Source organism: Mycolicibacterium sediminis (assembly GCF_010731735.1).
Lineage (GTDB): Bacteria > Actinomycetota > Actinomycetes > Mycobacteriales > Mycobacteriaceae > Mycobacterium > Mycobacterium sediminis.
Genome location: NZ_AP022588.1, coordinates 1,782,787 through 1,803,479, shown reverse-complemented (window position 1 = coordinate 1,803,479; position 20,693 = coordinate 1,782,787). Strand labels below are relative to the sequence as shown.

Annotated in this window: 21 protein-coding genes; 14 read left to right on the top strand and 7 right to left on the bottom strand. The window is 68.4% G+C overall.

The window, feature by feature from the left end; genetic code table 11:
• Positions 1 to 26 precede the first annotated feature (26 nt).
• From G6N64_RS08640 to G6N64_RS08620, 5 genes are read left to right on the top strand one after another with little or no spacing between them, the layout of a single operon-like run.
• Positions 27 to 1,676 (top strand): ABC transporter substrate-binding protein, encoded by a 1,650-nt coding sequence (locus G6N64_RS08640; protein WP_163796519.1) that lies wholly within the window; start codon positions 27 to 29, stop codon positions 1,674 to 1,676.
• Positions 1,676 to 2,713 (top strand): ABC transporter permease, encoded by a 1,038-nt coding sequence (locus G6N64_RS08635; RefSeq protein ID WP_163796518.1) that lies wholly within the window; start codon positions 1,676 to 1,678, stop codon positions 2,711 to 2,713. The genes G6N64_RS08640 and G6N64_RS08635 overlap by 1 nt, the downstream gene beginning before the upstream one ends.
• 3 nt (positions 2,714 to 2,716) lie before the next feature.
• Positions 2,717 to 3,679: an ABC transporter permease gene (locus G6N64_RS08630; RefSeq protein WP_163796517.1), complete on the top strand. Its 963-nt coding sequence runs from the start codon at positions 2,717 to 2,719 to the stop codon at positions 3,677 to 3,679.
• The gene (locus tag G6N64_RS08625) at positions 3,676 to 4,680 is read left to right on the top strand and encodes an ABC transporter ATP-binding protein (RefSeq protein WP_163796516.1); all 1,005 of its coding nucleotides are present in this window, start codon (positions 3,676 to 3,678) and stop codon (positions 4,678 to 4,680) included. Before G6N64_RS08630 ends, G6N64_RS08625 begins: the two co-directional genes overlap by 4 nt.
• Positions 4,677 to 5,681, top strand: coding sequence for an ABC transporter ATP-binding protein (locus G6N64_RS08620; RefSeq protein ID WP_163796515.1), 1,005 nt, complete (start codon positions 4,677 to 4,679; stop codon positions 5,679 to 5,681). The genes G6N64_RS08625 and G6N64_RS08620 overlap by 4 nt, the downstream gene beginning before the upstream one ends.
• On the opposite strand, the gene G6N64_RS08615 is transcribed toward G6N64_RS08620, so the two are convergent.
• The 3 genes from G6N64_RS08615 to G6N64_RS08605 are packed head-to-tail and all read right to left on the bottom strand — an operon-like array spanning position 5,678 to position 8,256.
• Positions 5,678 to 6,097 (bottom strand): hypothetical protein, encoded by a 420-nt coding sequence (locus tag G6N64_RS08615; RefSeq protein WP_246231047.1) that lies wholly within the window; start codon positions 6,095 to 6,097, stop codon positions 5,678 to 5,680. The genes G6N64_RS08620 and G6N64_RS08615 overlap by 4 nt on opposite strands.
• Positions 6,090 to 6,383: a hypothetical protein gene (locus G6N64_RS08610; protein WP_163796514.1), complete on the bottom strand. Its 294-nt coding sequence runs from the start codon at positions 6,381 to 6,383 to the stop codon at positions 6,090 to 6,092. The genes G6N64_RS08615 and G6N64_RS08610 overlap by 8 nt, the downstream gene beginning before the upstream one ends.
• 55 nt (positions 6,384 to 6,438) lie before the next feature.
• Complete coding sequence (locus G6N64_RS08605) at positions 6,439 to 8,256, bottom strand: Hsp70 family protein (RefSeq protein WP_163796513.1); 1,818 nt, start codon at positions 8,254 to 8,256, stop codon at positions 6,439 to 6,441.
• Between the two features lie 246 nt (positions 8,257 to 8,502).
• Between G6N64_RS08605 and G6N64_RS08600 the strand changes: the two genes are divergently transcribed.
• The gene (locus G6N64_RS08600) at positions 8,503 to 8,961 is read left to right on the top strand and encodes a nuclear transport factor 2 family protein (protein ID WP_163796512.1); all 459 of its coding nucleotides are present in this window, start codon (positions 8,503 to 8,505) and stop codon (positions 8,959 to 8,961) included.
• A 119-nt stretch (positions 8,962 to 9,080) separates the two neighbouring features.
• On the opposite strand, the gene G6N64_RS08595 is transcribed toward G6N64_RS08600, so the two are convergent.
• Positions 9,081 to 9,746: a L,D-transpeptidase family protein gene (locus G6N64_RS08595; RefSeq protein ID WP_163796511.1), complete on the bottom strand. Its 666-nt coding sequence runs from the start codon at positions 9,744 to 9,746 to the stop codon at positions 9,081 to 9,083.
• Between the two features lie 89 nt (positions 9,747 to 9,835).
• Here G6N64_RS08595 and G6N64_RS08590 point away from each other — a divergent pair, with 89 nt between their 5' ends.
• Positions 9,836 to 11,323 (top strand): bifunctional phosphatase PAP2/diacylglycerol kinase family protein, encoded by a 1,488-nt coding sequence (locus G6N64_RS08590; protein ID WP_163796510.1) that lies wholly within the window; start codon positions 9,836 to 9,838, stop codon positions 11,321 to 11,323.
• Here the strand turns inward: G6N64_RS08590 and G6N64_RS08585 are convergent.
• Positions 11,274 to 11,942: a phosphatase PAP2 family protein gene (locus tag G6N64_RS08585; protein ID WP_163796509.1), complete on the bottom strand. Its 669-nt coding sequence runs from the start codon at positions 11,940 to 11,942 to the stop codon at positions 11,274 to 11,276. The genes G6N64_RS08590 and G6N64_RS08585 overlap by 50 nt on opposite strands.
• Before the next feature lie 172 nt (positions 11,943 to 12,114).
• Between G6N64_RS08585 and G6N64_RS08580 the strand changes: the two genes are divergently transcribed.
• Both G6N64_RS08580 and G6N64_RS08575 read left to right on the top strand, forming a co-directional pair.
• On the top strand, positions 12,115 to 13,719 hold the full coding sequence (locus G6N64_RS08580; RefSeq protein ID WP_409370752.1) for a purine-cytosine permease family protein: 1,605 nt from the start codon (positions 12,115 to 12,117) through the stop codon (positions 13,717 to 13,719).
• 42 nt (positions 13,720 to 13,761) lie between these two features.
• On the top strand, positions 13,762 to 14,244 hold the full coding sequence (locus G6N64_RS08575) for a hypothetical protein (RefSeq protein WP_163796507.1): 483 nt from the start codon (positions 13,762 to 13,764) through the stop codon (positions 14,242 to 14,244).
• Position 14,245: 1 nt separating this feature from the next.
• Here the strand turns inward: G6N64_RS08575 and G6N64_RS08570 are convergent, their stop codons facing one another.
• Positions 14,246 to 14,950, bottom strand: a complete 705-nt coding sequence (locus G6N64_RS08570; RefSeq protein WP_163796506.1) for a FadR/GntR family transcriptional regulator — start codon at positions 14,948 to 14,950, stop codon at positions 14,246 to 14,248.
• A 124-nt stretch (positions 14,951 to 15,074) separates the two neighbouring features.
• Here G6N64_RS08570 and G6N64_RS08565 point away from each other — a divergent pair, with 124 nt between their 5' ends.
• Together G6N64_RS08565 and G6N64_RS08560 are read left to right on the top strand one after the other, a co-directional pair.
• On the top strand, positions 15,075 to 15,590 hold the full coding sequence (locus G6N64_RS08565) for a gluconokinase (protein WP_163796505.1): 516 nt from the start codon (positions 15,075 to 15,077) through the stop codon (positions 15,588 to 15,590).
• 87 nt (positions 15,591 to 15,677) lie between these two features.
• Positions 15,678 to 17,129: a GntP family permease gene (locus tag G6N64_RS08560; RefSeq protein ID WP_163796504.1), complete on the top strand. Its 1,452-nt coding sequence runs from the start codon at positions 15,678 to 15,680 to the stop codon at positions 17,127 to 17,129.
• On the opposite strand, the gene G6N64_RS08555 is transcribed toward G6N64_RS08560, so the two are convergent.
• The gene (locus G6N64_RS08555; RefSeq protein WP_163796503.1) at positions 17,101 to 17,508 is read right to left on the bottom strand and encodes a YchJ family protein; all 408 of its coding nucleotides are present in this window, start codon (positions 17,506 to 17,508) and stop codon (positions 17,101 to 17,103) included. The two genes, G6N64_RS08560 and G6N64_RS08555, sit on opposite strands and share 29 nt — an antisense overlap.
• Positions 17,509 to 17,546: 38 nt before the next feature.
• On the opposite strand from G6N64_RS08555, the gene G6N64_RS08550 reads away from it, so the two are divergent.
• From G6N64_RS08550 to cysD, 3 genes are all read left to right on the top strand, one after another.
• Positions 17,547 to 18,902 (top strand): sulfatase family protein, encoded by a 1,356-nt coding sequence (locus tag G6N64_RS08550; RefSeq protein ID WP_246231045.1) that lies wholly within the window; start codon positions 17,547 to 17,549, stop codon positions 18,900 to 18,902.
• Between the two features lie 65 nt (positions 18,903 to 18,967).
• Positions 18,968 to 19,768, top strand: a complete 801-nt coding sequence (gene stf0 / locus G6N64_RS08545) for a trehalose 2-sulfotransferase (protein ID WP_163796501.1) — start codon at positions 18,968 to 18,970, stop codon at positions 19,766 to 19,768.
• The gene (gene cysD / locus G6N64_RS08540) at positions 19,765 to 20,685 is read left to right on the top strand and encodes a sulfate adenylyltransferase subunit CysD (RefSeq protein WP_163796500.1); all 921 of its coding nucleotides are present in this window, start codon (positions 19,765 to 19,767) and stop codon (positions 20,683 to 20,685) included. Before stf0 ends, cysD begins: the two co-directional genes overlap by 4 nt.
• Positions 20,686 to 20,693 lie beyond the last annotated feature (8 nt).

Here is a 20,693-nt window from a genome sequence, read left to right as displayed (position 1 = left end):
AGCCCCCGGTCACCGAAGGAGACTCGATGAAGATGCTCGGAAGGGTCGCGGCGACGGCCTGCGCCACCGTCCTGACCCTGACCATCGCTGCCTGCGGCGGCGATTCCGGAGGTGACTCGGCGTCCGGCACCGGCGGCGGTGACGTCACCGTCACCATGACCTCCTTCCCCGACTACGTGGATCCGCAGCTGTCGTACACCGTCGAGGGATGGGAGACGCTGTACAACGTCTACACCCCGCTGCTCACGTACAAGCACGAGAAGGGCGAGGAGGGCACCAAGGTCGTGCCCGGTCTCGCCGAGGCCATGCCCGAGGTGTCGCCCGACGGCAAGACCTACAAGCTCAAGCTTCGGTCCAACATGAAGTACTCCGACGGGACGCCGATCAAGGCATCCGACTTCACCTACGCGATCCAGCGGCTGTTCAAGGCCAACTCCGGCGGCTCGGTGTTCTACGAGACCATCGTCGGCGCAAAGGAGTACGCCGGTGGCACGGCCGACACGATCAGCGGCATCGTCACCGACGACGCGACCGGCGACGTCACCATCACGCTGACCGAGCCCAACGGCACGTTCGACAACATCCTCGGCCTGCCGTTCGCGGCGCCCGTCCCGCCGAGCACCCCGCTCGACAAGGACGCCACGAACGACCCGCCGCCCGCCAGCGGCCCGTTCATGATCTCCAGCGTCCAGGCGCCGCAGACCATGACCATGGAGCGCAACCCGAACTTCTCGACCGTGAAGGACGCCGGCGCAACGGATGTCGCCGACGCAAACGTCGACAAGATCACCATCACGCAGAACAAGAGCAACACCGCGCAGGTCACCGACATCGAGCAGAACCGCGTCGACTACATGTCCGACCCGCCGGACGCCGACCGGCTCGCCGAGGTCAAGTCGCGCTTCGGTGACCGGTTCCGCATGGAGGAGTCGATCAACACCTACTACTTCTGGATGAACAACCAGATCGCACCGTTCAACGACGTCCGCGTCCGCCAGGCGATCAACTACGCCATCGACCCGGAGGCGCTGAACCGCGTGTTCGGCGGGCGACTGCACCCCTCGCAGCAGATCCTGCCGCCGGGGATGCCGGGCTACGAGGAGTTCAAGCTCTACGCGGGTCCCGACCTGAACAAGGCGAAAGCGCTGATCGCGGAGGCGAATCCGGCCGACCGGGACATCACGGTGTGGACCGACGACGAGCCGGACCGCAAGCGGATCGGCGAGTACTACCACGACGTGCTGTCCCAGCTCGGCTTCAACGCCACACTCAAGGTCATCTCCGGCGACGTCTACTGGGCCACGATCGGCAACCAGTCGACCCCCGACCTCGACACCGGCTTCGCCGACTGGTTCCAGGACTTCCCGCACCCGGACGACTTCTTCCGCCCGCTGCTGAACGGCGCCAGCATCCTGCCGACCAACGGCAACAACTACTCTCGGGCCAGCTACCCCGACCTCGACGCGAAGATGAACGAGCTGCGCAGCAAGCAGCTCGAGGATCCGGGCGTCAAGGAGCAGTACGCCGCGCTCGACCGTGCCTACATGGAGCGGGCGGCGTGGGCCCCGTACGGCAACGAGCAGTACACGACCTTCCTCTCTGAGCGCATGGACTTCGACAAGAGCTACCGCCATCTGCTGTTCAGCCAGGACTTCACCTCGTTCGCCATCAAGTAATGGCCGCGCCCTTCTCGGAAGTGGTGGTTCCCGACGAACCGCCACTTCCCCCGGGGATCCCGGCTGCCGAGATCCGGGGGCGCAGCCCCTGGTACCTCGCGGGACTTCGGTTGCGCCGCAACAAGGTGGCACTGGCGTTCGGGGTGCTGTTCGTCGCGATCGTGCTGGCGTGCCTCGCAGCACCGCTGTGGGCGGACCACGTCGCACACACCACCCCGGACGCGAACCACATCACCGACACCATCGACGTGGACGGCCAACAGGTCGACATCGTGTCGCCCGACGGCACGCCGATCGGACCGGGCCTGCGCGGTCAGTACCTGCTCGGCGCGGACCAGAACGGTCGCGACGTGATGGTCCGGCTGCTGTACGGCGGCCGCACGTCGCTGTTCATCGGCGTCGTCTCGGCCGCGATCACCACCGTCGTCGCCGTGATCGTCGGCCTGCTCTGCGGGTACTACCGCGGGTGGATCGACGCGATCCTGTCGCGCGTGATGGACGTCGTGTGGGCCTTCCCGGTGCTGCTGCTCGGCATCGCGCTGGGCACGGCCCTGGCGGTCGGCGGCCTGGACATCGGCGTCGTCACGATCGCCGGTGACTCCGTGTGGATCCCGATCCTGATCATCGGGCTGGTGTACGTGCCCTACATGGCCCGACCCATCCGCGGTGAGATCCTCGCGCTGCGCGAGAAGGAGTTCGTAGAGGCCGCCGTCGCGCAGGGCAAGGGTCCGCTGCGGATCATGATCACCGAGCTGCTGCCCAACGTGGTGTCGACGATCATCGTGTTCTTCACGCTCAACATCGCCAACGACATGCTGCTGGAGTCCGCGCTGTCCTTCCTCGGAGCGGGTGTCCGGCCGCCCGGCGCATCGTGGGGCACCATGATCGCCGACGGCTACCAGACCATCTACACCGCGCCGCACCTGACCATCATTCCCGGCCTCATGATCGTGCTGACGGTGTTGTCGCTCAACGTGTTCGGTGACGGGCTCCGCGACGCGCTCGATCCCCGCGCCAAGATCCGACTGGAGCACTGACCCATGTTCCGCTTCGTCGCCCGGCGATTGACCGGGATGATCGCCGTGCTGTTCGCCATCTCGGTGATCGTGTTCCTGATCTTCAACGTGATCCCCAACTCGAATCCGGCCATCCGGATCGCGGGCAAGAACGCCAATCCCGAGCTGATCGCCCGCGTCAGTGCCGATCTCGGTCTCGATCAACCGCTGCCCGTCCAGTACGCGACGCTGATGCAGAAGATCTTCACCGGCCAGTTGACGTCGTACGCGAGTTCGCAGAACGTCACCGAGCAGATCTGGCGCGGGCTGCCCGCCACGCTCTCGCTGACCGTCGGCGCGGCCGTGCTGTGGATGGTGCTGGCCGTCGTGTTCGGCTACCTGAGCGCCATTCACGCCGGCCGCTTCACCGACCGGGCGCTCACCATCCTGTCGCTGGTGGGCATCTCGATGCCGGTGTTCTGGCTGGCGGCGATCCTGCTGTACTTCTTCACGTTCAAGATGCAGATCTTCCCGACCAGCAGCTACGTGCCGCTGACCAAGGATCCGGTGAAGTGGGCGTCGCATCTGATCCTGCCGTGGTTGACGCTCGCGGTGCTGTACGTCGGCTTCTACAGCAGGGTGCTGCGGTCGAACATGCTCGACGTGATGAACGAGGACTACGTGCGCACCGCACGCGCCAAGGGCGTCAGCGAGCGGCAGGTGCGCATCCGACACATGTTGCGCAACTCCATGATCCCGATCGTCACGCTGTTCGGGCTCGACTTCGGCGCGGTGGTCGGCGGCGGCGCCATCCTCACCGAGACGGTGTTCAACATCAACGGCGTCGGCCTCTACGCCGGCCGCGCGATCGGCAGTCTCGACCTGCCGCCGCTGATGGGCGTGACGATGTTCGGCGCGTTCTTCATCGTGTTCTTCAATACGGTCGTCGACATCCTCTACGCGTTCCTCGACCCACGCATCAGGCTCGGAGAGGCGGCACCGGCATGATTCTCGAAGTGGAGGACCTCCACGTCTCCTTCGCCACCGACGGCGGCGTGGTCAAGGCCGTCGACGGCGTGTCGTTCAGCCTCGCCGCCGGCGAGATCCTGGCCATCGTCGGCGAATCCGGCTCCGGCAAGAGCGTGACCGCGCAGACCGTGCTCGGGCTGACGCGGGCGCCGAACGCCACCATCACCGGCGCGGTCAGGTTCGACGGTCGCGACCTCACCGACCTCGACGACCGCGACCTGCGGCAGGTCCGGGGCGACCGGATCGCCATGATCTTCCAGGACCCCATGACGTCGCTGAACCCCGTGTACCGGGTCGGGGAGCAGATCGTGGAGATGATCCGTGCGCACCGCGACGTGTCGAAGCGCGAGGCCCGGGAGCGGGCCGTCGAGCTGCTCACCTCGGTCGGCATCCCCAATCCCGAACGCCGCGTGCACCATTACCCGCACGAGTTCTCCGGCGGTATGCGTCAGCGCGTCATGATCGCGATGGCGCTCGCGCTGGATCCGGACGTCCTGATCGCCGACGAGCCGACCACCGCACTCGACGTCACGGTGCAGGCCCAGATTCTGCGCCTGCTCGACCAGTTGAACCGCGAGCGTGGCCTGGCGGTCGTGCTCATCACCCACGACCTCGGCGTCGTCGCCGAGATCGCCGACCGGGTGGCGGTCATGTACGCCGGGCAGATCGTCGAGGACGCGACGCTGGAGAACGCCTTCTACGATCCGCGCCACCCCTACACGTGGGGGCTGCTCGGGTCGATCGCCCGTCTCGACGACGACCGCCCGACGCGGCTGGCGCAGATCGCCGGCTCGCCGCCGTCGCTGCTCTCGCCGCCCACCGGCTGCCGGTTCGCGGCACGGTGTCCACACGAGTTCGCCAAGTGCTCGGAGCCACCGCCCCTGGACGGTGACCGGTGCTGGCTGTCGCCGGAGGACAAGCGCCGCCTGCGCGACGTCGACGGTCGCATCGGCCTCCGGGCGCCGGCGGTGACCCCGTGAGCACGCCGACGACCACTCCCCTGCTCGAGGTGACCGACCTGGTCAAGCACTTCCCGGTCAAGTCGGGCATCATCGTCGACCGCGAGGTCGGCCGGGTGAAGGCGGTCGACGGCGTCAGCCTCACCATCGGTGCGGGCGAGACGCTGGGCCTGGTCGGCGAATCCGGTTGTGGAAAGTCCACGTTGAGCCGGACGATCCTGCAGTTGACGGCACCGACGTCGGGTTCGGTCCGCTTCGAGGGCGAGGAGCTGGTCGGGCGGTCACGCCGGGCGATGCGCCCGCTGCGGCGGCAGATGCAGATGATCTTCCAAGATCCGTATGCCTCGCTGAACCCTCGCAAGCGAGTGGGTCAGATCATCGGCGAGCCGATGGAGTTGCACGGCATCGCCTCGGGCCGCGACGTCACTCCTCGGGTCCGCGACCTGCTCGAGCGCGTCGGTCTGCAGGCCGAGCACGCCGAGCGGTACCCGCACGAGTTCTCCGGCGGCCAGCGCCAACGCATCGGCATCGCCCGGGCGCTGGCACTCAAGCCGAAGCTCATCATCGCCGACGAGCCGGTGTCGGCGCTCGACGTGTCGGTGCAGGCGCAGATCATCAACCTGCTGAAGGACCTGCAGACCGAGTTCGGGTTGGCGTACCTCTTCGTCGCGCACGATCTCGGTGTGGTGCGCCACGTCTCGGACCGCGTGGCGGTGATGTACCTGGGCCGGATCGTCGAGATGACCGATGCGCGTTCCCTGTACGACCAGCCGCTGCACCCGTACTCGCACGCGCTGCTGTCCGCGGTTCCGGTGCCGGACCCCCGGATCAACGCCGCCCGTGAGCGACTGGTGCTCGAGGGCGACCCGCCGAGCCCGATCGACCCGCCGTCGGGCTGCCACTTCCACACCCGGTGCCCGCGGGTGGCCGACGACTGCAGGGTGGAGGATCCGGCGTTGCGCGAGCTGATGCCCAATCACGTTGCGGCATGCCATCACCCGCTGTTGGGTGTGAGTCCCTAGCCCGCCGCCTGGCTCTTCGTCGCGTTCTTCTCCTTGGCCGCCGCCGCCTTCAGGGCCGCTCCCTCGGGGCTGGCGGCGGAGTACCCGGGCACCTTGTTGCTCGCGGGGGCGGCGTCGCAGTTGAGCGATACCAGTACCTCGTTGACGGCCGATCCCGAGCTGTTCTCGGGTGCGGCCATGGTCCGTTCGTGGGCGTTCGACACCAGGCAGTCCGACCACGACTTCTGGTCGCCGACGGTGGTGGCGACCACGGCCTTCATTCCCGCGCCACTGATCGCTGCGCTGGCGTCGCCGTACTTCTCCCCCGTGACCGACGGCGCAGACGCCTGCGCGACTCCCGCGCCGAGCGTCAACGCCGCCGCGGCGGCCGCCACGGCGCACGCCACCCTCTGCATGGACCGGGTCACGTCAGCCACCCGCCTTGACCGGAGGGACGGCCTTCTCGACCTCGGGGGTGGGCGCGGGCGTCGTCCACGTCACCGTCGCGCCCATCTTCGCGGCACCCACCACGGGTTGGACGAAGACCGTGTTCGTGGGGGCGTCACCCGACCCGGCCAGGACGTGTGGGGAGTCGGAGGTCACCGTCGAACCCTCGTGGATCCCGAGAACGGCGAGTGCGATGAGCGCGCAGCCCCCCGACACCCCCGGTAGCCGGACGAAGGTTCGGTCGCGTCGTGCGGGGTCTCGTGTGTCGTCTTCCATTCCCAGATGGTGGACGCCGTCCTCGTCGGCACGCTGAATCCCCGCTGTGACGTTGCTAGTAGCCGAACTGCGGGGGCTGATAGATCGGCGGCTGCTGGTAGTACGGCGGTTGCTGGTAGTACGGCGGCTGCTGATACGCCGGCGGTGGCTGATACGACGGGGTCGGCGTCGACGGCACCTGAACGGGGATCGGCACGGGCACGAACGGCACCGTGATGTAGCTGGTCGTCATGGTCGGTGACGGAGACGTCGTCGTGGGCGGCGTGGTCTCGGTCGTCGTCGTCGTCGGCGCGGTCGTGGTGGTCGTCGGTGGCGTCGTGGTCGTCGTGGTGGGCACGGTCGTCGTGGGCGCGGGACGCTCCACGGTGACCGTCTCGGGCGGCGGTGGCGGTGGGGCCTCCTGGGTCGCCGTGACCGGCGGTGCCTGCGTCTCGGGCGACGGCGGGGGCGCCTCGGACGGCGGGGGCGGCAGCACCGGCTCGGAGGTGGGCGGCGGCAGCGTCGACGTCGCGATCACCGGCGCGGTGCTGGGCGTGGGCTGCGTGTCCTCGGTGGCACTGGTCAGGGCGATGGCCACGCCTCCGACGGCAACCAGGGCGATGACGGCCGCCACGCCGAACACCAGCTGCGGGAGCCGCTGCCATGCACGGGGCTCGTCGTCGTAGACGTCGTCGCGCGCCACCTGCTGCGACACCGCGCGGGTGGTGCCGGTGTCGAGCGAGTAGGGGTTGCCGCCGGCGTAGGGGTTCTCGCCGGCGTAGGGGTTCTCGCCGGTGTAGGGCACCGGATCGCCGACGGCCTCGTCGTCCTGCGACCACGCCAGCGCACGGAACGTGGCCGACCCGGGTGCCGCCTCGCTGATCGCCTCCGTGGTGAGCGCGGCGTGCGCCACCCCGGTCTGGGCGTCGGAGTCGGCGGCGAAGGCGGCGTACACGGCCGCGCCCACGGCTGCGTCCAGCGCGGGCTGCGGCGTGGTCACCGACAGTGGATGGCGTTCGGCGAGCCGCCGGACGACCAGCGGAATGCTCGCACCTCCGCCGACGGCCACCACCGCCGTGACGTCGTCCCACGTGATCCTGTTGCGCTGCAACAGGTCGTCGAGTTCGGTGAGCACGCGGCCGAAGGGCTCGGACATCACCGCGTCGAGGTCGTCGCGGGTGACGGGCACAGCGGAATGGTGACCAGGCAGGTTCACCGCGATCTCGGTGGACGTCTGACCCGACAGCCGTTCCTTGGCTCGACGGCACTCCTCGTGCAGCGCGGACAGGGAGCCAACCGCGGCCGTGCCCGCGGGGTCCACGCCGTCCCGGTCGGTGATCGTGTCGAGCACGTGGGCCATCAGCGCCTGGTCGACGTGATCGCCGGAGAAGTCGAGGACCCGCAGCGTCTCGATCGGTTCGAAGGACGCCGCCGCGTCGGCCAGGGTCAGACTGGTACCTCCGCCGCCGAGGTCCACCAGGGCGATCACGCCATCGGTGGGCAGGCCGGGGTTGGCGTGCAGCGCGGTCAACGCGGCGACGGCGTCGGACACCAGGCGCGCGGGCACGCCACCCGGCGACAGGTTCGGCTTCGTGCGCATCGCCGAGCGCAGGGACCGCAGGGTCGCACCGTTCCAGTACGCCGGGACCGCGATGGCGATCTGACCCGAACCGGGTCCCACCATCTCGTCGAGCGCCTCGACCACGAGGTCGTCCGCCATGAACCGGGATCCGTCCGCGGCGACCAGCGGCACGGGGTCGCCGACCCGCTCGACGAAGCCGCCGAGGGTCTGACCGGACACGGTGAGCACCGATCGGCGGGTGACGGGTGGACTACCGACGCGGGCCGCAACCATGGTGGTGGTCCCGATCGACAACCCCAGGGGGTCGCTCATAACCGTCTCACCATATCGGGCGGCCCTCCTCCGGGGGTACTGACACTCCGGCCGCACGGCGCGCGAACGCTGTTCTGGCGTCATGGTTTTGACGGGCGCACCGGCCACGGAGGCCTGTCGGGACGAGGCGCTTCGACCGGGATCGCACCACCGTCACCAGCACCGATGGTGGGCGTCGTCGAACCCGTCAATACTTCTCGCGCCGGAATCCCATGCGCGGGACCGCCCGTGTGCTGCAATGTCGAAATGGGTGACATCGACGAGATCCAGCACGTGAAGTACCGCTACCTCCGCGCGCTCGACACCAAGCACTGGGACGACTTCGCGGACACCCTCACCGAGGACGTGGTCGGCGACTACGGCGAGTCCCTCGGCGAGGAGCACCACTTCACCGACCGGGCGTCCCTCGTCGAGTTCATGGTCCGCTCGATGCCCGCCGAGGTCATCACCGAGCACCGCGTGACGCATCCCGAGATCGACGTCACCGGCGACGAGGCGACCGGCATCTGGTACCTGCAGGACAAGGTCATCGTCCCGGCGTTCGACTTCATGCTGATCGGCGCGGGCTTCTACCACGACCGGTACCGGCGGACCGCCGACGGCTGGAAGATCAGCGCTACGGGCTACGACCGGACCTACGACGCGTCGCTGTCGACGAAGTCCCTCGACTTCAAGGTGAAGGCCGGCCGCGCCATCCATCTCTGACCTCCTTCCTCCGCCGGGACACTCCCCCGCGAGCAGACGCCAACTCCCCTGATCCGGCCCCATTCAGGGGAGTTCGCTGGAGCCACGCAGTGGAGTGCTCGCGGTCAGAGGGGACCCGGTCACTTGGACACGGCGATCAGCGCACCGGGCCGGAGCCACTTGATCAAGCCGACCATCGTGGCGTCGTCGACCGCCACGCAGCCCGCGGTCGACCCGCCGTCGGTGGTGTGCACGAAGAACGCGCCGCCCTTGCCGGGAACCCGCGCCTTGTTCACCCCCATGACGATCGCGTGGGCGTACTGCGGGATGTCGAGGTTCTCGGTGCCGTCGCTCAGTGACGTGCTGAACGGGCACTGCGCCTTCTTGCACACCTGCATCGTGTTGTAGGTGGGGCTCTTCATGTCGCCGTCCCACCAGTGGTCGGGCGTGACCTGGACGTACTTCAGTCCGCCACCCGGATTCGGTTGCGTGCCAAAGGCGAAGTCGAGCGTGTAGACCCCCATGGGCGTCATCATCGACCCGTCGTAGTGGTCGGGGGACATGCCCTTCGAGCCGATCTTGGCCGGGATGCCCGCGCTCACGGCCTGCCAGCCCGCGGACGTGCGCTCGTAGACGTCCATCTTGGCGTCCGAACCGCCAACGCCGACAACGGAGATCACCTGCGTGGCGGTACCGACCTGGCTGGCGAACCACGGCGTCAGCTCGGCACCCGCCAGCGGCGTTCCGGACCATCCGCCGACGAGCGCCACCGCCGCCACGCACAGGACGGTCAGCAGACGGCGCACGTCCTCCACTCTTCGCAGGCCGGTAGCGCCCGGTCAAGCAAGGTTCGGACACGATCCGGCAACTGCCGGGCGACGGCTAGGTTGGAGGCATGGACATTCGGCGGCGACGGCGCGGCATCCAACAGATCGGCAAGGGCCTCGGCACGCTGGACCGGGAGATCTTCGAGGCGATCGCCGAATCGCCGAGCCCGCTGCTCGACGCCGTGATGCCGCGGCTGACGGCGGCCGCGGACCACTCGAAGCTGTGGTTCGCGATCGCCGCCGGCCTGGGCGTCGTCGGCACCAAGCGGATGCGCCGCGGGGCGCTGCGCGGCGTGGCCACGCTGGGAGTCACCAGCCTGGTCACCAACCAGGTCGCGAAGCGGGCCTGGCGGCGGCAGCGCCCGAACATCAGCACGGTCCCGATCATCCGGCGCTCCCTGCGGATGCCCACCTCGAACTCGCTGCCCTCCGGTCACTCCGCCAGCGCGGCGGCGTTCGCGATCGGCGTCGGCCTCGAGAGCCCGTCGGTGGGCCTGGGCCTGTCGCTGCTGGCCGGCATGGTCGGCATCTCGCGCGTGGCGACCGGCGCGCACTACCCGGGTGACGTGCTGGCCGGGTTCGGCCTGGGCGCGGCCATCGCCGTCGTCGGCAGCCGCATCGTGCCCCCGATCGTCGAAACCCGTTTGCCCACCGCTGATCCCCTGCTCGTCAAGACCGCGAAGCGACCCGACGGCGAGGGCGTCATCCTGGTCATCAACCCGGCGTCGGGCAGCGGCACGGGCGCCCGCGTCATCGACGAGGTGCGGGAGGCACTGCCCCGCACCGAGATCGTGGAGCTGACCCCCGACGACGACGTCGAGGCCGTCATGCGCGACGCCGCCGGGCGCGCCGACGTGCTCGCGGTCGGAGGCGGCGACGGCACGGTGTCGTGTGCGGCAGGCATCGCCCTGGACACGGGCAAGCCTCTCGCCGTCTTCCCCGGCGGCACGTTCAACCACTTCGCCAAGGACATCGGCTGCGACACCGTCGAGCGGACCGCGCAGGCGATCCGTGACGGCAGTGTGTCGTGCGTGGACGTGGTGCGGCTCAACGACACCGGGACCATCATCAACACCGCGAGCATCGGCGACTACCCGGCGTTCGTGCGCACCCGGGAGAAGCTCGAGCACAAGATCGGCAAGCCGTTGGCCGGGGCGTATGCGCTGTTCCATACGCTGCGCCACAACGCGCCGGTCCGGATCGAGTACGACAACAAGGTGCTCGACACGTCGCTGTTCTTCGTCGGCAACTCGGTGTACCTGCCGTCGGGGTTCGCGCCGTCGCACCGCAGCCGGATGGACGACGGTCTGATCGACGTCCGCATCCTGGAGACCGGGAAGCCGCTGGCGCGGACACGCGTGCTGACCGCGTTGGCGCTGGGCCGCCTGGTGCGCAGCCCGCTGTATCACGAGATGCGGGTGCCGGAGTTCTCCTTCAAGGCCATCGACGGGCCCACCCCGGTGGCGCACGACGGGGAGGTCGAGATGACCCTCGACGAGGCGACCTTCAGCGTCCGGTACCGGGCGCTACCGGTGTTCCGGCCGCTGGCAGGCTGACCCGGGCCCCCAGCACCGGCAAGCACAGCACGAACCACGCGTACCCGAGCGCCCAGCCGGCGACCACGTCGGACGCGTGGTGAACGTTCAGTGCCACCCTGCCGACCCCCACGCCCACGATCACCAGGACGGCCGCGGCGACGACGAGCGGGCGCAGGGCCGGGCGGACAAGCGGCCACGTCACCACGCAGAGCGCCAGCACGCAGGCCATGACGCCGAGCGCGTGTCCCGACGGGAACGACGTCGACGAGGCGTGCACCATCGCGGTGTCGGGCCGGGGGCGGTCGGCGACGTACTTGGCGAGTTCGGTCAGCGGCCCCGACATCACGGCGCACAGCAGCAGGAAGCACCCGACCCGCGGCCGGCGCCTGACGAATGCGTAGACGATCAGCACGACCGCGACGACGCGGAGGACCAGCGGCGAGAACACGGTGCACAGCCCATTCCAGAACGTCACCCACGCGCGGTCGCCGTCGCCGGCCCGGTGGGCCGCCGCCAGCGTCGAGGTGTCCACGTCGGTCAGCCACCGCCACGGCGAGGTGAACCCCACCCACATCGACGCATAGACGAGCAGGGCGAGCACGGCCAGTGCGACGAGGACGTGCGCGCGCTTGATCATCCGTCCACAGGTACCACGTCGATTTCGGCCGCGGCCGATTTGTAAAGCGCGTGGGAACACGACCGTCACACACTGGCAACAACTCGGTTCTACCTTGCCATCCATGACGCAGGAGGCGCAGGACGCAAGCGCGGGGACGGAAGTTCCCGCGGCACCAGTAGAAGTCGACACCATGACGGCCACCAAGGAGACCTTGGAGGACTACACGCTGCGGTTCGCACCGCGCAGCTACCGGAAGTGGTCCACCCGGGTGGTCGGTATCTCGGCGCTCGGTGGCATCGCCTACCTGGCCGACTTCGCGATCGGTGCGAACATCGGCATCGCGTACGGCACCACGAACGCGCTGTGGGGAATCCTCATCTTCGCGGTGGTCGTGATGCTGACGGGCTTCCCCGTCGCCTACTACTCGGCGCGGTACAACATCGACCTCGACCTGGTGACCCGCGGCAGCGGGTTCGGCTACTACGGCTCGGTGGTCACCAACGTCATCTTCGCGACGTTCACCTTCATCTTCTTCGCCCTCGAGGGCTCGATCATGGCCCAGGGCCTCGAACTCGGCCTCGGCATACCGCTGTGGATCGGCTACGCGGCATCCACGTTCGTCATCTTCCCGCTGGTCATCTACGGCATGAAGGTGCTCTCGACGCTGCAGGTGTGGACGACGCCGCTGTGGCTGATCCTCATGGTCGCGCCGTTCGTGTACCTCGTCGTCAGCCATCCGGAGTCGGTCAGCTCGTTCTTCGCCTACCAGGGCGAGAACGGCGTGCAGGGCTTCGACCTCGGCTCCACGCTGCTGGCCGCGGGCGTCTGTCTGTCGCTGATCGCCCAGATCGCCGAGCAGAACGACTACCTGCGCTTCATGCCGCCCCGCACCCCGGAGAACAGCCGCAGCTGGTGGACGTGGCTGTTCCTGGCCGGCCCCGGCTGGGTCATCTTCGGCGCCATCAAGCAGATCGTCGGCCTGTTCCTCGCCGTGTACCTGATCGCCAACGTCGCCGACGGCGCGGGCATCGCGAACCAGCCGGTGCACCAGTTCCTGGAGATCTACCAGAACTTCCTGCCCCCGTGGCTCGCCATGACGCTCGCGGTCATCCTGGTGGTCATCAGCCAGGTGAAGATCAACGTCACCAACGCCTACTCGGGCTCGCTGGCGTGGACCAACTCGTTCACCCGCATCACGAAGACCTACCCGGGCCGTCTGGTGTTCCTGGCGTTCAACCTGCTGATCGCCCTGGTTCTGATGGAAGCCAACATGTTCGACTTCCTCAACACGATCCTCGGCTTCTACGCCAACTGCGGCATCGCCTGGGTCGTCGTGGTCGCCTCGGACATCGTCTTCAACAAGTTCCTGCTGAAGTTGTCGCCGATGCAGCCGGAGTTCCGCCGCGGCATGCTCTACGACTTCAACCCCGTCGGGTTCGTGTCGATGCTGGCCGCGGCCGGCGTCTCGATCCTCGCGTTCTTCGGCGGGCTCGGCGAGGCCATCCGGCCGTACTCGCCGCTGGTCGCCATCGTCCTCGGACTGGTGCTGCCGCCGATCATCGCGGTCGCGACCAAGGGTAGGTACTACCTGCGCCGCACCGACGACGGCATCGACCTGCCCATGCTCGACGAGTTCGGCAACCCGTCCGATGACCACCTGCGCTGCCACGTCTGCCACCACGAGTACGAGCGACCCGACATGGTGAAGTCGGCCGGCGTCGACGACGGCTACATCTGCTCGCTGTGCCTGTCCACCGACAAGACCGGTGAGAACGTCCTGCCCGCGCAAACGTAGAACACACGGCACGAGGGCGGCCATGGTCGATATCGTTCGATCATGGCCGTCTTCCTGCGTCGGATGCTCAGCATCGGCAACCTGCCCGACGACATGCGGGCGGAGGTCGACGGGGAGGGCGTCCTGCACCTCGAGGAGTTCGTCCCGGTCACCTTCCGGTTCTCGGGCAAGGTGCCCGGCAAGACCGCCAAGGGCAACGTGCGCAGCTACGTGGGCGCGCTCGCGCTGACGAGCCGGCGCGTGCTGGGCACCCTGTCGACCGTGCCGAAGAAGGCCGGCCGCGCCGTCGACCATCCGTGGCACGACGCGACGGGGTCGATGGTCACCGGGACGCTCGACTCCAGTGGCCTCCTCCTCGAGGTCCCCGACATCTCCGTCATCGACCCGGGTTTCGCGGGATCGGTGTCGCTGCACTACAAGTCGGACCTGTCCGACGAGGTGCTGATGCGGGTGCCGCAGCGCTCCTTCGCGTTCGACGTCCCACCGAAGTTCGTCTACTCGCTGTGCGGCGTGCCGCGCGGCTGAGTCAGTCCGCCGAGAGCATCGACGACGCCGACTCGTCGATGATGGCCAGCATCGCGCGTTCGGCACCCGCTTCGTCGCCGGTCCTGATCGCTCGAGCGACGTCATCGTGCAGCGCGATCGCCACGGGACTCGGTGATGCCGGCATCATGCCGAGGCGCGTACGGCCCGAAAGCACCTCGTCGACTATCCCGCTCAATGCGCGGAGCATCTCGTTGCCGCTCGCATCGAGAAGGGTTTGATGAAAGATCTTGTCGGCCAATAGATAGTCCTCGAGATTGCCGGATCGGCCGTGAATCACCATGTCCGACACCGCCGCCGCCATGATCCGACACTGGTGAGCATTGGCGCGGCGCGCCGCCAGCGCCGCTGCGGCCGGTTCGAATCCGCGTCGCAACTCGGACAGCGACGCCAACTGTGCAGTGCGGTCGCCGAACTCGAGTCGCCAACGGATCACTCTCGGATCGAACACGTTCCACTTGTCCGCCGATCTGATCGTGATTCCGACCCGGCGCCGCGACTCGACCATTCCCATCGACTCCAGTACGCGGATCGCCTCGCGGACCACGCTGCGGGACAACCCGTGCTCGGCGCTCACTCCGTCGAGGGTCAGCACCTCGCCCGCCCGGTACGTTCCCGACACGATCGCCGAACCCAACGCGGCGAGCAAACTGCCGTGCAAAGCACTGACGTTCGGCCGTTCCGGCATGGGCACATCCTGTCATAGCGACGATCAGGCCGGCTTTGAGTAACCGATGATGCCTGAGGGTTGCAATAGTATGCCTTTTGCGGCAGGGTCTGTGATGCCGAACACAACGAAGGAGTCGCACCGGATGAACCCACCCATCGTCGTCATGGGCGTCTCCGGCTCCGGCAAGTCGACCGTCGGAGCCGCCCTCGCGCAACGACTCCGCGTGCCGTTCGCGGACGCGGACGACTTCCATCCGCCCGCCAACATCGCCAAGATGACGGCCGGCGAACCCCTCGACGACGACGATCGCCACCCGTGGCTCGAGGCCATCGGGGAGTGGCTGGCCGCGCGCACGTCGGGCGGCGTCATGAGTTGCTCGGCGCTCAAGCGGCAGTACCGCGATCAACTGCGACTGCATCGAGCCGACGTCGAGTTCCTCCACTTGGCCGGGTCGGCCGACGTCATCAGCCGACGGCAAGCAAGCAGGCCCGGACACTTCATGCCGGCCGCACTGCTGGCATCACAGTTCCAGACTCTGGAACCACTCGAGGACGACGAGCGAGGCGTGGCCATCGACGTCAACCAGGACATCGACTCGATCATCGAGGACTATCTCGAGTCCACCGGTTCTCGTGCGTCGGGCCGTCAGGACCCGTGACGTAGGGGAATGGGACGCAACGTTTCAGCCACCGTGCAGAGCGCACGATGCCCGGCACGGTCCGGGCACTGACACCCCGGAGGCAAAGTGGAGGCAATCGAGCCGGCATACGGTGCCGGCACACTGCTGCTGATCGCGGCGGCAGCCGTCGCGATCCTGCTGTTCTTGATCATGAAGGTGAAGCTGCATGCCTTCGTCGCGCTCGTCCTGGTGAGCGTACTGACCGCCCTCGCCGCGGGAATCCCCGTGGGCGACATTCCCGATGCGCTCTCCTTCGGCTTCTCCAACACCCTCGGTTCCGTGGCCCTACTCGTCGGGTTCGGCGTGATGATCGGTCGACTCCTGGAGATCACCGGCGGCGCACAGGTTTTGGCGGACACCCTGATCGGGCGCTTCGGCGAGAAACGGGCACCGTTCGCCCTGGGCGTCGCGGCGCTGCTTTTCGGGTTCCCGATCTTCTTCGACGCCGGCCTGGTGGTCTTCCTGCCGATCATCATGACCGTCGCGCGCCGCTTCGGCGGGTCGCTGTTGCTCTTCGCCCTGCCCGCCGCAGGGGCGTTCGCCGCCATGCACGCGCTGGTCCCGCCGCACCCGGGGCCCGTCGCGGCTGCCGAGGCACTCGGCGCGAGCATCGGGCTCACGCTGCTGATCGGTGCACCCGTCGCCGTCCTGTCGTGGTACGTCGGTGCGTATCTCGTCTCTCAGGCGCTCGGCCGTCGCATTCACGTCGACGTCCCGAAGTCGTTGTTCGGTGAGATCAACGGGGGTCGCGATGCCGACGGCACGACCGACGAGGATCCCGGCACGACGAACGGAGGGAGCGGACGCGCGATCGACACGGCGACGCCGCGTACCGCACCGGCGTTCGGGACCGTTCTGTCGGTGCTGTTGCTCCCGTTCGTCCTCATCTCGTTCAACACGGTGCTCAACACGCTGATGACCTCTGGTGTCGTCGCGGAGGACGCCGGCTGGGCGCAGTTCCTGCGCCTGCTGGGCAACACCAGTGTGGCGCTGCTGATCACGGTGATCGTGGCGGTCGTGGTCCTCGGCCGGCGTCAGGGTTCCATGGCCGACGTCAACACCATCCTCGACAACGCCCTCGGACCGATCTGCGCGGTCATCCTGATCACCGGCGCAGGCGGGATGTTCGGTGGCGTGCTGCGACTCAGCGGCATCGGCGATGCCTTGAGCGGATCCCTGTCCAACCTGGGGATCTCGCTGATCCTGCAGGCGTTCCTCATCGCCACCCTGCTACGCGTCGCCCAGGGTTCGGCCACCGTCGCGTTGACCACGACGGCCGGCCTGCTTGCCGCCGCGGTCGCCGACGCCGGCCTGAGCAACCTGCAGTTGACCGCCCTGGTCATCGCCATCGCCGCCGGGGCCACCGTCCTGTCGCACGTCAACGACTCCGGCTTCTGGTTGGTCAGTCGATTCTTCGAGATGGACGTCAAGACGACCTTCAAGACGTGGACCGTGATGGAGACGACTCTCGGCCTCAGCGCCTTCGTGATCAGCCTGCTCCTGTGGTCCGTGGGCTGACGTCACCGTCGACGTAGCACCAGCGGCCCGCGCGGCGCTCGAAACGGCTCCTCTCGTGCATCGCGGCGGGACCCTCGGCGTCACGGTAGTGCGCCGTGAACTCCACCTCGCCACGGTCGTCGTCCGCGCCCCCGGCCACCACGGCGTGGATCTCCAACTCCAGCCACGAGATGTCGTCGTCGAGCGAGAGGTCGGCCGGACGGGTGCGCGGATGCCAGGTGCGGAACACGTAGTCCGAGCGCCCGCGCGCGTACGCCGAATACCGTGACCTCATCAGTTCCTCGGCCGTTCCGGCGGCGCGGGTGCCGTCGTGCAGCGGTTCGCAGCAGGCGTCGTAGCGTCGACCGCTGCCGCAGGGACAGTCACCGGAGGTGGGCACGAGGACATGATGGCCCGATCGGGGATATGTTGCTAGCGATGACTGACAACGTGCTGCTGGTGCACTGGCACGACCTCGGTCGCCATCTGGGCGTCTACGGTCACGCCGACGTGTCCAGCCCCCGCATGGACCAGCTGGCCGCCGAGGGCATCCTCTTCACCCGCGCCCACGCGACGGCGCCGCTGTGCTCGCCGTCGCGCGGTTCGCTGTTCACCGGCCGCTATCCGCAGAGCAACGGGCTGGTCGGTCTGGCCCACCACGGCTGGGAGTACCGCGCGGGCGTCCGGACGCTTCCCCAGCTGCTCTCCGAATCCGGTTGGTACACGGCGCTATTCGGCATGCAGCACGAGACGTCGTATCCCGCCAAGCTCGGCTACGACGAGCACGACGTGTCGAACTCCTACTGCGAGTACGTCGTCGACCGGGCCACCGAATGGCTCGCCGACCCGCCCCGCGAGCCCTTCCTGCTCGTCACCGGATTCTTCGAGACGCACCGGCCCTACCCCAGGGACCGGTACGCCCCCGCCGACAGCGCCGCCGTCTCGGTGCCCGACTACCTGCCGGACACCGACGACGTCCGCTCCGACCTCGCCGACTTCTACGGGTCGATCACCGTCGCGGACGCGGCGGTCGGCCGGCTCCTCGACACGCTCGAGGAGACCGGGCTCGACCAGAACACCTGGGTGGTCTTCATGACCGACCACGGGCCCGCGCTGCCGCGGGCGAAGTCGACGCTCTACGACGCGGGCACCGGCATCGCGTTCATCGTCCGCCCGCCGAAGCGGTCCAGTGCCACACCGACGGTGTACGACGAGTTGTTCAGCGGCGTCGACCTGGTGCCCACCCTGCTCGAACTGCTCGGCGTCGACGTGCCCGACGAGGTGCAGGGCCTCTCGCATGCCGCCGCGCTGCGCGAGCCCGGCCGGCCGTCACCGCGCACCGAGGTCTACACGACGAAGACGTACCACGACTCGTTCGACCCGATCCGTGCGATCCGGACCACGGAGTACAGCTACATCGAGAACTACGCGCAGCGTCCGGTGCTCGACCTGCCGTGGGACATCGCCGACAGCGCGCCCGGCCAGCTCGTCGCGCCGCTCACCCGGGGGCCCAGACCGCCGCGCGAACTCTACGACCTGCTCGCCGACCCGACGGAAAGCATCAACCTGCTCGTCGGCGACCCGTCCCCCGAGCACGAGGCCGTCGCCGCCGAACTCGCCCTGCTGCTCGACGACTGGCGCACCAAGACGGGAGACGTCATCCCGTCCGACTTCGCGGGCAGCCGCATCTCCGAGCGCTACACCAGCACCTATCTGAGCATCCAGGGCCGGCCGCTGCCCAGCCGGTCGGCACTCGCGTCGGGGCGCGGCGTGCACGACGACACGAGTCGATAGTTGCGCTCGTGCTGAGCGGAAATCGCCCGGGGCACGCCCTCTGACCACCGGCTAAGCTCTCGCGAATGGCCGCCCCGACCGCTTATCTGGTGCTCGCATCGCAGCGCAGTGGCAGCACGCTGCTGGTCGAGTCGCTCCGCGCCACCGGTGTGGCAGGCGAACCGCAGGAGTTCTTCCAGTACCTCCCGACCACGAGCCAATCCCCGCAGCCGCGCGAGTGGTTCGCGGAAGTGGAGGACGAGTCGATCCTGCGCCTTCTCGACCCGCTTGACGAGGGCAAGCCCGACATCGCGCCTGCCGAGATCTGGCGGGACTACATCCGGACCGTCGGCCGCACCCCGAACGGCGTGTGGGGCGGCAAGCTGATGTGGAACCAGACGCCGCTGCTCCTCGACCGGGCGCGAAATCTCCCGGACCGGTCGGGCGAGGGTCTGCTCGCCGGGATTCGCGACGTCGTCGGCAGCGACCCCGTGCTGATCCACGTCTACCGTCCCGACGTCATCTCCCAGGCCGTCTCGTTCTGGCGTGCGGTCCAGACCCGCGTGTGGCGTGGCAGGCCGGACCCGGTCCGCGACGCCCGCGCCGAGTACCACGCCGGCGCCATCGCGCACGTCGTGACGATGCTGCGGGCGCAGGAGGAGGGCTGGCGCACCTGGTTCGCCGAGGAGAACGTCGAACCGATGGACGTGCCCTACCCGACGCTGTGGCGGAACCTGACCGAGGTGGTCGGCAACGTGTTGGAGGCCCTCGGACTCGATCCCCGACTGGCGCCCGAGCCGGTGCTGGAACGGCAGGCCGACCACCGGTCCGACGAGTGGGTCGAGAGATACAAGGCAGACGCCGAACGGGAAGGACTTCCGACATGACGGTCACGGCAACCGACGCCACGCGCGTCGACGAACTGCGCGTCCTCGAGGCGGAGGCGGTGCACATCATCCGCGAGGTGGTCGCAGAACTGCAGCGGCCCGTGCTGCTGTTCTCGGCGGGCAAGGACTCGATCGTCCTGCTCCGGTTGGCGGAGAAGGCCTTTCGGCCGTCGCCGCTGCCGTTCCCGGTGCTGCACGTCGACACCGGCCACAACTTCGACGAGGTCATCGAGTTCCGCGACCGCCGGTTGGCCGAGCACGGTCACAAGCTGATCGTGGGCTCGGTGCAGGAGACGATCGACAGCGGCCGCGTCGCCGATCCCGGTGAGGGTGCGTCGCGCAACCGGCAGCAGACCCGCACGCTGCTCGACGCGCTCGAGGCCGGCGGCTTCGACGCGGCGTTCGGCGGTGCCCGCCGCGACGAGGAGCGGGCCCGCGCCAAGGAGCGCATCCTGAGCTTCCGCGACGAGTTCGGCCAGTGGGACCCGCGCGCCCAGCGGCCGGAACCGTGGTCGCTGTACAACGGCCGCATCCGCAAGGGCGAGCAGGTTCGCGTGTTCCCGCTGTCGAACTGGACCGAGTTGGACATCTGGCGCTACATCGAGCTGGAGAACCTCGAGCTGCCGCCGATCTACTTCGCCCACGAGCGCGAAGTCCTCGAGCGCGACGGAATCCTGCTCGCCGTCTCGGATTACGTGCAACCCCGAGGTGACGAGAAAGCCGCCGTCGAATGGGTGCGCTACCGCACCGTCGGCGACCTCACTATCACCGGCGCCGTCAGGTCGCGGGCGACGGAGATCTCCGGGGTCATCGAGGAGATCTCGGCGGCCACCGTGTCCGAGCGTGGTGAGACCCGCGCCGACGACCGCACCTCGGTGGCGGCGATGGAGGATCGCAAGCGAGAGGGCTACTTCTGATGAGCGGG

Bases quoted from the DNA above. Each gene is read 5' to 3' on its own strand.
- G6N64_RS08640 (WP_163796519.1), top strand. From the start codon at position 27: ATGAAGATGCTCGGAAGGGTCGCGGCGACGGCCTGCGCCACCGTCCTG.
- G6N64_RS08635 (WP_163796518.1), top strand. From the start codon at position 1,676: ATGGCCGCGCCCTTCTCGGAAGTGGTGGTTCCCGACGAACCGCCACTT.
- G6N64_RS08630 (WP_163796517.1), top strand. From the start codon at position 2,717: ATGTTCCGCTTCGTCGCCCGGCGATTGACCGGGATGATCGCCGTGCTG.
- G6N64_RS08625 (WP_163796516.1), top strand. From the start codon at position 3,676: ATGATTCTCGAAGTGGAGGACCTCCACGTCTCCTTCGCCACCGACGGC.
- G6N64_RS08610 (WP_163796514.1), bottom strand. From the start codon at position 6,383: ATGGAAGACGACACACGAGACCCCGCACGACGCGACCGAACCTTCGTC.
- G6N64_RS08605 (WP_163796513.1), bottom strand. From the start codon at position 8,256: ATGAGCGACCCCCTGGGGTTGTCGATCGGGACCACCACCATGGTTGCG.
- G6N64_RS08600 (WP_163796512.1), top strand. From the start codon at position 8,503: ATGGGTGACATCGACGAGATCCAGCACGTGAAGTACCGCTACCTCCGC.
- G6N64_RS08590 (WP_163796510.1), top strand. From the start codon at position 9,836: ATGGACATTCGGCGGCGACGGCGCGGCATCCAACAGATCGGCAAGGGC.
- G6N64_RS08585 (WP_163796509.1), bottom strand. From the start codon at position 11,942: ATGATCAAGCGCGCGCACGTCCTCGTCGCACTGGCCGTGCTCGCCCTG.
- G6N64_RS08580 (WP_409370752.1), top strand. From the start codon at position 12,115: ATGACGGCCACCAAGGAGACCTTGGAGGACTACACGCTGCGGTTCGCA.
- G6N64_RS08575 (WP_163796507.1), top strand. From the start codon at position 13,762: ATGGCCGTCTTCCTGCGTCGGATGCTCAGCATCGGCAACCTGCCCGAC.
- G6N64_RS08570 (WP_163796506.1), bottom strand. From the start codon at position 14,950: ATGCCGGAACGGCCGAACGTCAGTGCTTTGCACGGCAGTTTGCTCGCC.
- G6N64_RS08565 (WP_163796505.1), top strand. From the start codon at position 15,075: ATGAACCCACCCATCGTCGTCATGGGCGTCTCCGGCTCCGGCAAGTCG.
- G6N64_RS08550 (WP_246231045.1), top strand. From the start codon at position 17,547: ATGACTGACAACGTGCTGCTGGTGCACTGGCACGACCTCGGTCGCCAT.
- stf0 (WP_163796501.1), top strand. From the start codon at position 18,968: ATGGCCGCCCCGACCGCTTATCTGGTGCTCGCATCGCAGCGCAGTGGC.
- cysD (WP_163796500.1), top strand. From the start codon at position 19,765: ATGACGGTCACGGCAACCGACGCCACGCGCGTCGACGAACTGCGCGTC.